This window comes from Pseudomonas sp. Leaf59, assembly GCF_920984685.1.
GTDB lineage: Bacteria > Pseudomonadota > Gammaproteobacteria > Pseudomonadales > Pseudomonadaceae > Aquipseudomonas.
Map to the genome: position 1 here is coordinate 108,241 of NZ_CAKLBR010000018.1, position 9,647 is coordinate 117,887.

The 9,647-nt window shown below is 62.7% G+C and carries 9 protein-coding genes; 5 read left to right on the forward strand and 4 right to left on the reverse strand.

The features are described from left to right. Nucleotides 1-53 precede the first annotated feature (53 nt). The 4 genes from LUB09_RS18545 to LUB09_RS18560 are packed head-to-tail and all read right to left on the reverse strand — an operon-like array spanning nucleotide 54 to nucleotide 2,363. Nucleotides 54-497 (reverse strand): hotdog fold thioesterase, encoded by a 444-nt coding sequence (locus LUB09_RS18545; RefSeq protein WP_209980654.1) that lies wholly within the window; start codon nucleotides 495-497, stop codon nucleotides 54-56. A gap of 36 nt (nucleotides 498-533) precedes the next feature. Next, nucleotides 534-983 carry a phosphohistidine phosphatase SixA gene (sixA, locus tag LUB09_RS18550; RefSeq protein ID WP_231423321.1) on the reverse strand — a complete coding sequence of 150 codons (450 nt, stop codon included), beginning with the start codon at nucleotides 981-983 and terminating at the stop codon, nucleotides 534-536. Then, nucleotides 980-1,327: a DUF4389 domain-containing protein gene (locus LUB09_RS18555; RefSeq protein ID WP_231423322.1), complete on the reverse strand. Its 348-nt coding sequence runs from the start codon at nucleotides 1,325-1,327 to the stop codon at nucleotides 980-982. Before LUB09_RS18555 ends, sixA begins: the two co-directional genes overlap by 4 nt. Before the next feature lie 10 nt (nucleotides 1,328-1,337). Next, complete coding sequence (locus LUB09_RS18560; RefSeq protein ID WP_209980646.1) at nucleotides 1,338-2,363, reverse strand: NAD(P)H-dependent glycerol-3-phosphate dehydrogenase; 1,026 nt, start codon at nucleotides 2,361-2,363, stop codon at nucleotides 1,338-1,340. Between the two features lie 195 nt (nucleotides 2,364-2,558). On the opposite strand from LUB09_RS18560, the gene LUB09_RS18565 reads away from it, so the two are divergent. The 5 genes from LUB09_RS18565 (at nucleotide 2,559) to fabB (ending at nucleotide 9,505) form a co-directional block, all read left to right on the forward strand. After that, nucleotides 2,559-4,679, forward strand: a complete 2,121-nt coding sequence (locus LUB09_RS18565) for a TonB-dependent receptor plug domain-containing protein (protein WP_331282170.1) — start codon at nucleotides 2,559-2,561, stop codon at nucleotides 4,677-4,679. Between the two features lies 1 nt (nucleotide 4,680). Beyond that, a complete protein-coding gene (locus LUB09_RS18570; protein ID WP_231423325.1) occupies nucleotides 4,681-5,610 on the forward strand; it encodes an ABC transporter substrate-binding protein in 930 nt (309 codons plus the stop codon). After that, nucleotides 5,607-7,508: an ATP-binding protein gene (locus LUB09_RS18575; protein ID WP_231423327.1), complete on the forward strand. Its 1,902-nt coding sequence runs from the start codon at nucleotides 5,607-5,609 to the stop codon at nucleotides 7,506-7,508. Before LUB09_RS18570 ends, LUB09_RS18575 begins: the two co-directional genes overlap by 4 nt. A gap of 249 nt (nucleotides 7,509-7,757) precedes the next feature. Beyond that, complete coding sequence (gene fabA, locus LUB09_RS18580) at nucleotides 7,758-8,273, forward strand: 3-hydroxyacyl-[acyl-carrier-protein] dehydratase FabA (RefSeq protein ID WP_003210552.1); 516 nt, start codon at nucleotides 7,758-7,760, stop codon at nucleotides 8,271-8,273. A gap of 11 nt (nucleotides 8,274-8,284) precedes the next feature. Beyond that, nucleotides 8,285-9,505, forward strand: coding sequence for a beta-ketoacyl-ACP synthase I (gene fabB / locus LUB09_RS18585; protein WP_209980638.1), 1,221 nt, complete (start codon nucleotides 8,285-8,287; stop codon nucleotides 9,503-9,505). Nucleotides 9,506-9,647 lie beyond the last annotated feature (142 nt).

Consider the following 9,647-nt stretch of genomic DNA (forward strand, 5'->3'; position numbering starts at 1 on the left):
GGCGTGTACGGCAATGACCGTAACTGCCAGGAATGATGGCACTCACGCCACGCCTATCGCGCCGGCGGGTTCTCGCCCAGTGGCACGACGGCCATGGTCAGACGCGATACGCAACTGGCCTTGCCCTCGTCGCTGGTCAGGCGAATGTCCCATACCTGGGTGGTGCGTCCGATATGAATCGCCGTGGCGACCGCCGTCACCCGCCCGCTGCGCACACCGCGCAGGTGGTTGGCGTTGACCTCCAGGCCCACGCAATAGAACTTGCTGGCATCGATGCACAGGTAGGCGGCCATGGAGCCGACGCTTTCGGCCAGTACCACCGACGCGCCGCCGTGCAGCAGGCCGTAGGGCTGATGGGTGCGGTGGTCGACCACCATGCTTGCAGTCAGGGAGTGCTCATCGAAGCTTTCGAAGCGGATGTCCAGCAGTTCACCGATGGTGTTTTTCTGCAGGGTATTGAGGTGTTCGATGTTCGGTTGGGTGCGCCACAGGCTCATTGGGAGTGTCCTTTCTGTTGTTGTTATCAGGATGGCCTACGGATTTTTCACGCTGACCAGACTCATCAGCCCCGCCAGCGGAAAATCGCCTTCCAGTTCCGCGAGGCTCGCGGTGTGCATCGGCTGCGACTGACGCAGATGGCCGTGCTGCAAAAAGCTGATCAGGCTGCCCACCAGAGGCTGATGGCTGACCAGCAGCACATTGTCATCGGTGTCGAGGTGTTCCAGCACCTGAGGCGGATTAGCGTCCGGCGTCAACCACGGCACTGTGCGGATATCGGCCTGAAAACCGAGGGCCTCGCGCACCAGCTGCGCGGTTTGCTGCGCCCGTACGTAAGGGCTGGCAATGATGGCGCTGATGGGCTGGCCGATCAGGTGCGCAGCACTGCGCAACACTTCGCCACGGCCGTGCTCGGTGAGGCTACGCTCGGCGTCGCTGCGCGCGTGGGCTTGGGCCTCGCCGTGGCGCAGAATCCACAGCTTCACAGCTTTGGCTCCTCATCGCGCACCGGGTGCGGCGCCGGTGGCACGCTGTGGGCGGCCTCGCCTTCGGGTGCGCGCGGGGTCGGCCAATCGGCGAAGGGCCAGGGCTTGTGCTCGGTATGGAAGCTGCCGAAGCGGCCGATCTGCGCCAGGAACTGGCTGAGGCTGTCGCCGAAGTTCATCAGGCCCAGGTTCGGCGCGCCGTAGACCAGACGGTATACCATCTGCACCACCACCAGCGCGCCGAGCAGAAACTGCGCGACCTGCCACACCAGGGCGAACACCAGCATCCAAAGGATGCGCAGCACAATGGACTCATACTTGGGGGCTGCTTTGGGATCGTTCATGACGCGTTCCTCAGTTGAAACCACTGGTGGAAATAAAGTCGACATCGGTTTTCGGCTCGGCGCGCATCAGCAGCTCAATCACCTGCTCCAGGGTGCGACCCTCGAACAGAATCGCGTGCAAGCCAGCCACCAGCGGCATATAGACGCCCACTTCCTGAGCCTTGGCCTTGAGCACCTTGAGGGTGTTGACCCCTTCGGCCACCTCACCCAGGCGCGTCACCGCGTCGTCCAGGCTCAGGCCCTGGCCCAGCGCGAAGCCGACCTGATAGTTGCGGCTTTTGGGCGAGGAGCAGGTGACGATCAGGTCGCCCACGCCCGCCAGGCCCAGGAAGGTCATGGGATTGGCGCCCTGATTGACCGCAAAGCGGGTCATTTCCGCCAGGGCGCGGGTGATCAGCATGCTCTTGGTGTTTTCGCCCATGCCCAGGGCCACGGCCATGCCGGCGATGATGGCGTAGACGTTTTTCAGCGCCCCGCCCAGCTCGACGCCAAACCGATCGCCGCTGGCGTACACGCGAAACGTACGGCCATGCAGCACGGCCTGGACGCGTTCGCACAAGTGCTCGTCCTCACTGGCCACCACCGTGGCGGTCAGCGCGTGCTCGGCCACTTCCCGCGCCAGGTTCGGCCCGGACAGCACGCCGATGCGTGCCTGTGGAGCGATCTCCTGGAGGATTTCGCTCATCAGTTTGAAGGTCTGCGCCTCGATGCCCTTGGTCAGGCTGACCAGCAGCTTGCCGGCCAGGCGTTCGGCGTGGGGGGCCAGCACCGAGCGCAGGGCGCTGGAGGGCAGCGCGACAAAACACAGGTCGCAGGCCTCCAGGGTCGCCAGCAGGTCGGTGACGGGCTCGACCGCCTCATGAATTTTGATGCCTTTAAGGTAACGGGGATTTTCCCGGTGCACGCGAATGGCCTCGGCCTGCTCGGGATCTCGCATCCACTGGCGCACCGCGTGGCCATTCTCGGCCAGCAGGTTAGCCACGGCGGTACCAAAACTTCCGCCTCCCAGGACCGCGATAGGGCGCTGTTCAGTCATATGCAATCCGTTAATCCATACCAGTGGCAATGGCCGCATTATACGGAGCGGCTCAATTGCAGCCAGCCCCCGCGTCAATTCGTGCGCCTGTCGGAAAATGCCACAATTGGATGAACGAATTGCAATTTCAACGACTGGCATAAGGCCTCACCTCAGTTAACATGGGCGGCTATCCGCAATGATCAAGGCCGTGCCGTGTATCCGGGCCCTCCTCCCCGCTCATCCCTGTTGTTGATGCTGTTGTGCAGCGCTGCTGCATGCGCCGATGACCTGTTCCTCGACAGCCAGCCGTTGCCGCAGGTGCTCACCGCCACACGTCTCAAACAATCGGCCGCCGCCGTGCCCGGCAGCATGACGGTGATCGACAGCGAATTGATCAAGGCCAGCGGCGCACGGGATATCGCCGAGCTGCTGCGGCTGGTGCCGGGCATGATGGTCGGCTACACCACCGGCAATCAGGCCGCCGTGAATTATCACGGCACCAGCGCCAGCGATGCGCGGCGCATGCAGGTGCTGATCGACGGCCGTTCGGTGTACCGCGCGGGCCTCGCCACCGTCGACTGGAGCGATATTCCGGTGGCCATGGAAGATATCGAGCGCATCGAAGTGTTCCGTGGCCCCAACACCGTCAGCTATGGCGCCAATGCGCTGATGGCGGTGGTCAACATCCTCACGCGCTCACCGGCCAACAGCCGGGGCACACGGGTGAAGGTGCAGCGCGGCGAACGGGGGATCAACGATGTCTACGCCAGCCAGGGCCTGGGCTGGGAAACCGGCGATTTGCGCTTGTCGATGTCCGGCCAGCAGGATGATGGCTTCGACAGCGACGCCACAGGCGCCGACCGCCGCGACAGTCGCCGCCTGAGCCGCTTCAGCCTGGCCGTGAGCCAGACGCTGAATGCGCAACAGAGCCTCGACTGGCAGTTGAACGCCAAGGAGGGCACCAACCAGCGTCCTTATACCTACACACCGGTGTTCGCCGGGATTACCGAAGGCGGCAATAACTCCGACGTCAATGCCAGGGACTACGCCGGCTCACTGCGCTGGAACATCGATTTCAACCCCGACCACAGTCTGTATATCCAGGGCTCGGCCCAGCAGTGGGAGCGCCGCCAGGTCTGGAAGGCCTGCGATGCGAAAGTCTCGTTCAGCCCGGAGCTGACCCGCCTGTGGCAACTCAATCCCAATTACGCCGAACTGCTGGCGCGGCACATGGACACCTACAGCCAGGGCAGCGCACCGCCGGGCAGCACCGCCGAACAGGCGCTGGGCAACCAGGTGCTGGACCAATGGCGCAATGGTGCCAGCCAGAACGTGTGCGGCGACATCGACCAGAGCACCCGCGAAAGCCGCTACGATCTGGAGATTCAGGACACCCTCAGCCTGTCCGACAGCCTGCGCCTGGTCAGCGGTATGAATTATCGCTATGACCGTGCCGATTCCGACACCTACTTCAACGGCACTCTCGACGACGTCACCTGGCGCCTGTTCGGCCAACTCGAATGGCGTGCCAGCGAACACTGGCTGCTGCAGGGCGGCGCCATGTATGAAGACACGCGCCTGAGCGGTCACTCACTGACGCCGCGAATGGCGCTGAACTACCTGATCAACCCGCGCCACGGCCTGCGCGCGGTGTACTCCGAGGCCATCCGCTCGCCGGACATGTTCGAGAACAACGTCAACTGGAGCTACCGCGTCAACCATCTCAGCTCGCCGGCCTATGGGCAGAACGCCGGGCAATATTTTGTGGTGACACGGGGGCCGGGCAACCTCGATAAAGAGCTGATGAAATCGCGGGAACTGGGCTATAACGGCTTCTTTGCCGACCTCGGGTTGAACCTGGACGTGAAGCTGTTCTATGACGAAATCACTGACATGATCAGCTCGCCGCTACGCAACAACCAATACATTGCGAGCAATGGCAACAGCTCGCGTTTTGTCGGCGCCGAGTCGCAATTTGACTGGCGACTGAGTAACGCCGACCGTCTGCGGTTCACCTACGCCTACGTCGACGCCAGCGCGAGCAACCCGCTGGACAAGGCCCAGACCGCGCGCAACAGCGGCTCCGCCGGCTGGCTGCGCGAGTGGGGTCGCGGCTGGTCCAGCGCGCTGTTCTATTACGGTGACGATGCGCTCAACCAATATCGCTTCGAACGGGTCGACCTGCGGGTGGCCAAGCGCATTGCCGTGGGCAACGCCAACGTGGAGCTGGCGGGCATGCTGCAACAACGCCTCGACCATCAGCCGACCACCTGGGCCGACAATATTTATGACCATCGTCACGTCCTTTACTTCAGCGCGGAGCTGGAGTTCTGACATGGCCAATCAGTCACGGACGACCTACTTCTCTTTCGCCAGGCTTTGGCAGCGGGCCCTGCTGCTGATCGGCCTGCTGCTGACCGCGCCGGCGTGGAGTGCCAACATCCTGCTGACCGCCGCCGAAGACAGCGTCGGCGTGCAGGACTTCGCCCAGGCACTGGCCCGGCAGCGTCCCGCAGACCAGGTCACCTTCACCCCGCTCAAGGACCTGCCGGCGCCGCACCAACTGCCTGCCGACACGCGCCTGATCCTGCTCGACCTGCCCGGCCTCGACTGGCGCCTGCAGGATGCCGACGGTCCGCCGACCCTGGTGCTGCGCATCAGCCGCCTGCAAGCGCGCCAGCGCCTGGGCACCCGCCTGCCGGCGCACATCAGCCTGCTGTGGAGCGACCCGCCGCTGGACCGTCAGTTACGCCTGATCACCGGCATTCTGCCGCAGGCCCGGCGCATCGGCGTGCTCTACGGCAGCGACAGTGAGTTCCTGCTGCGCGAGCTGAGCCAATACGCCGCGCCCCTGGGTCTGCAAATCGTGCCTCAACTGTGGAATAACATTAACGACAGTCGCCCGCTGCAAAGCCTGTTCAGGACCAGCGACGTATTGCTCGGCCTCGACGACCCGCAACTGTACAACCCGAAGACCGCAAAGAACCTGCTGCTGAGCAGCTACGCCCAGCAACTGCCGCTGGTGGGGCCCAATGCCGGCTTCGTCAAGGCCGGCAGCCTGGCCAGCACCTACAGCGACCAGACCGACTGGCTGGGCGTGCTCGACCGTTTGCTTGACCGCCCGCCGGCCAGTTGGCCGCGCACGTTGTACCCGCACCATTTCAAAGTCGTGGGCAACCCGCAGGTCGCGCGCTCACTGGGCATCGAACAGGTCGATGAAAGCAACGTCGCCGCGCGGCTCGCCGAAGGAGAAAAACGCCCATGACCTTGCGTCGTCGTTGGGACATCAACACCCGTACCCAGCTCATCACCCTGGGCCCGGCGCTGTTGCTGACGCTGCTGTTGATCAGCTTCTTTACCTTTGTGCGCATCCAGGACCTGCGCCAGGAACTGGACCATACCGGCCAACTGATTGCCAACCAACTGGCGCCCGCCACCGAGTACGGCGTCATTTCCGGCAACAACGATGTGCTCGACAGCCTGCTGCGCGCCACGCTGGCCACGCCCCACGTGCGCTTTCTGGAGATTCAGGACGCCGCCGAAAATATTCTGGTGTACGTCGAGCAACCGTCGGAAAAGCACGACCGCTCGTTGTCAGTGAAAGTGTTCCAGGCGCCGATCCGCCTGCAGCATATCCAGCTGGGCAGCGATTTTTTCCAGGACAACCTCAACGAATCCAAGGCGCCGCGCGCCGATTATCTGGGGCGCGTGATCGTCGGCATGTCCAACGATGCCTTCAGTCAGCGTCAGCAGGAGATTCTATTCAAGGCCGGCATCCTGGCGCTGTTCGCCCTGCTGTTTACCTTCCTGCTGGCGCGGCGTCTGGCGGCCAGCCTGTCGCAGCCGATAAGCGCAATGGGCCATGCGGTGAAGGCCATCCAGCAAGGCGACTACAAGACCCCGCTGCCGATCGTGGATGATTCGGAACTGGGCGACCTGTCACGCCACATCAACAATCTGGCCGCTGGCCTGCAACAGGCCAGCCGCGAACAGCAGCAGGCCATGGCGCAGTTGATTCAGACCCGCGAGGAAGCCGAGCGGGCCAACAATGCCAAGTCGGATTTTTTGGCGATGATGAGCCACGAGCTGCGCACGCCGATGAACGGGGTGCTGGGCATGCTGCAGTTGCTGGAAACCACCGAGATGACCGAGGAGCAGACCGAATACGCCGCGCTGGCCTCCGAGTCCACCGAGCATCTGCTGAAGGTCATCAACGACATCCTCGATTTCTCGCGCATCGAGCGCGCGGCGCTGGAGCTGGAGCATATTGCGTTCAACCTCGCCGACCTGGTCAACAGCAGCGCCCATGCCTTCCGGCACAGCGCCCAGCAGCGCGGGCTGACGCTCAACCTGCCGATGCCGCCGGGCCTGGATACGCTGCGAGTCAAGGGCGACCCCACGCGTATCCGCCAGATTCTGGTGAACCTGATCGGCAATGCACTCAAGTTCACCGAGCAGGGCAGCGTGAGTGTCGAGCCCCACTGGCAGCCTCTCGACCATGAGTTGGTGTGGTTCACCTGCAGCGTGCGCGACAGCGGCATCGGTATTGGCGCCGAACACTTGGAGTCGATGTTCGACGCATTCCAGCAGGCTGACAGCTCGATTTCCAGACGTTACGGCGGCACCGGCCTGGGCCTGCCCATCGCGCGCACGCTGGCCGAACGCATGGGCGGCACCCTGCGTGCGCAAAGCGAAGAAGGCCATGGTTCGGTGTTTACCCTGGAAATCCCCCTGGCCATCGACCAGCAAAACCTGCCGGCGATTGCCCAGGATGCCCAAAGCAAGCACGGCGCCGGTGATGGCCGCCATGTGTTGCTGGTGGAGGACAACCCCGTCAACCGCACGGTGGTGGAAGCCATGTTGCGCAGCCTCGGCTTTGAAGTCAGCCTGGCCACCGACGGCGCCGAGGCAATAAGTAGCGCAGAAAGCCTGATATTCACCGCGATCCTGATGGATTGCCGGTTACCGGTGATCGACGGCTACGAGGCTACCCGGCAGATTCGCCAACTGCCGGGCTGCGCCGATCTGCCGATCATTGCGCTCACCGCCAACGCGTTGCAGGGCGACCGTGAAGCGTGCCTCGCGGCCGGAATGAACGATTACCTGGCCAAGCCGTTCAAACGTACGGATTTGCAGCAGATCCTGCAGCGCTGGGTGCAATAGCGCCGCGCCATCAGGCATCTGCGACTGGCGTGAAACACGAAAGTGCGGCAGTCTTAGGCACCCAAACGGGCTGATAAACAGGCCCGGTTTAAAATTTCAGTGAACAAGTGTACATTGAGTGCCTTGACGCTGTGACTTTCACTACAACGCAATAGTCTACGTGTAGGCTGCCGGCATGAGGCATGAACGCTTCATTCGGTTCGGGAAGATTTGCCCTGCCCCGCCGCATGGGATTATTGAGGAGCTCGCATGACCAAACAAAACGCCTTTACTCGGGAAGACCTGCTGCGCTGCAGTCGCGGTGAGCTGTTCGGCCCAGGTAACGCGCAACTGCCCGCCCCGAACATGCTGATGGTGGATCGCATCACCCATATCAGCGAAGAGGGTGGCAAGTACGGCAAAGGTGAATTGGTCGCCGAGCTGGATATCACTCCGGACCTGTGGTTCTTCGCCTGCCATTTCGAAGGCGACCCGGTAATGCCAGGCTGCCTGGGCCTCGACGCCATGTGGCAACTGGTCGGCTTCTACCTGGGCTGGCAAGGCCTGCCGGGTCGCGGCCGTGCCCTGGGTTCCGGCGAAGTGAAGTTCTTCGGCCAGGTCCTGCCGACCGCCAAGAAAGTCACCTACAACATTCAAATCAAGCGCGTCCTCAAGGGCAAGCTGAACCTGGCCATTGCCGATGGTTCGGTGACTGTCGACGGTCGCGAGATTTATACTGCCGAAGGCCTTCGGGTCGGCGTATTCACTTCCACTGACAACTTTTAAGGGTTATCCGCATGCGCCGCGTCGTTATCACTGGTCTGGGCATCGTTTCTTGCCTGGGCAATGACAAAGAGACCGTCACCGCTAACCTGCGTGCAAGTCGCCCTGGCATCCGCTTCAACCCGGAATATGCCGAAATGGGTTTGCGTAGCCAGGTTTCCGGCTCCATCGACCTGCCCCTCGAAGAGCTGATCGATCGCAAGATCTATCGCTTCGTCGGCCACGCTGCCGCCTACGCCTACCTGGCCATGAAAGACGCGATCGTCGACTCCGGCCTCAGCGAAGACCAGGTATCGAACGTACGCACCGGCCTGATCGCCGGTTCCGGCGGCGCATCCACCCTCAACCAGATGGAAGCGCTGGACATCCTGCGCGAGAAAGGCGTGAAGCGCGTCGGCCCGTACCGTGTCACACGGACCATGGGCAGCACCGTGTCGGCCTGCCTGGCCACGCCGTTCGCCATCAAGGGCGTCAACTACTCGATCTCCTCGGCCTGCGCCACCAGCGCCCACTGCATCGGTACTGCCGTTGAGCAGATCCAGCTGGGCAAGCAGGACATCGTCTTCGCCGGCGGCGGTGAAGAAGAGCATTGGAGCCAGTCGTTCCTGTTCGACGCCATGGGCGCCCTCTCCACCCAGTACAACGAAACCCCGGAAAAGGCCTCCCGCGCCTACGACGCCAAGCGTGACGGTTTCGTCATCGCCGGCGGTGGCGGCATGGTCGTGGTCGAAGAGCTGGAACACGCTCTGGCCCGTGGTGCGAAGATCTACGCGGAAATCGTCGGCTACGGCGCCACTTCCGACGGCTACGACATGGTTGCGCCAAGCGGCGAAGGCGCCATCCGTTGCATGCAGATGGCCATGTCCACCGTTGACACGCCGATCGACTACCTGAACACCCACGGCACCTCCACTCCGGTCGGCGACGCCAAGGAAATGGAAGGCGTGCGTGCGGTATTCGGCGACAAGGCACCGGCCATCAGCTCTACCAAGAGCCTGTCGGGTCACTCCCTGGGCGCCGCCGGCGTTCACGAAGCGATCTACTGCCTGCTGATGATGGAAGGCAACTTCATGGCCGGTTCGGCCAACATCGACGAGATCGATCCGGTTGTGGCAGATATGCCGATCCTGACCAAGACCGTTGAGAACGCCACCATCAATACCGTGATGAGCAACAGCTTCGGTTTTGGCGGCACCAACGCGACGCTGGTGCTCAAGCGCTGGCAGGGCAAGTAAGGCCTGCAGCTTGACTGTCTAGTCCTGAAATAGGTTTACACCTGTTTCAGTCTCAAAACGCCTGATGCACCGCATCGGGCGTTTTGTATTTCAGGGATAAGTGCGGCCGCTCCCCGTTGTAGATCAGCACCGACTCATCCAC

Excerpts from the sequence above, each read along its gene's own strand:
- LUB09_RS18575 (WP_231423327.1), top strand. The coding sequence starts at position 5,607 with ATGACCTTGCGTCGTCGTTGGGACATCAACACCCGTACCCAGCTCATC.
- LUB09_RS18555 (WP_231423322.1), bottom strand. The coding sequence starts at position 1,327 with ATGAACGATCCCAAAGCAGCCCCCAAGTATGAGTCCATTGTGCTGCGC.
- LUB09_RS18570 (WP_231423325.1), top strand. The coding sequence starts at position 4,681 with ATGGCCAATCAGTCACGGACGACCTACTTCTCTTTCGCCAGGCTTTGG.
- LUB09_RS18560 (WP_209980646.1), bottom strand. The coding sequence starts at position 2,363 with ATGACTGAACAGCGCCCTATCGCGGTCCTGGGAGGCGGAAGTTTTGGT.
- fabA (WP_003210552.1), top strand. The coding sequence starts at position 7,758 with ATGACCAAACAAAACGCCTTTACTCGGGAAGACCTGCTGCGCTGCAGT.
- LUB09_RS18545 (WP_209980654.1), bottom strand. The coding sequence starts at position 497 with ATGAGCCTGTGGCGCACCCAACCGAACATCGAACACCTCAATACCCTG.
- fabB (WP_209980638.1), top strand. The coding sequence starts at position 8,285 with ATGCGCCGCGTCGTTATCACTGGTCTGGGCATCGTTTCTTGCCTGGGC.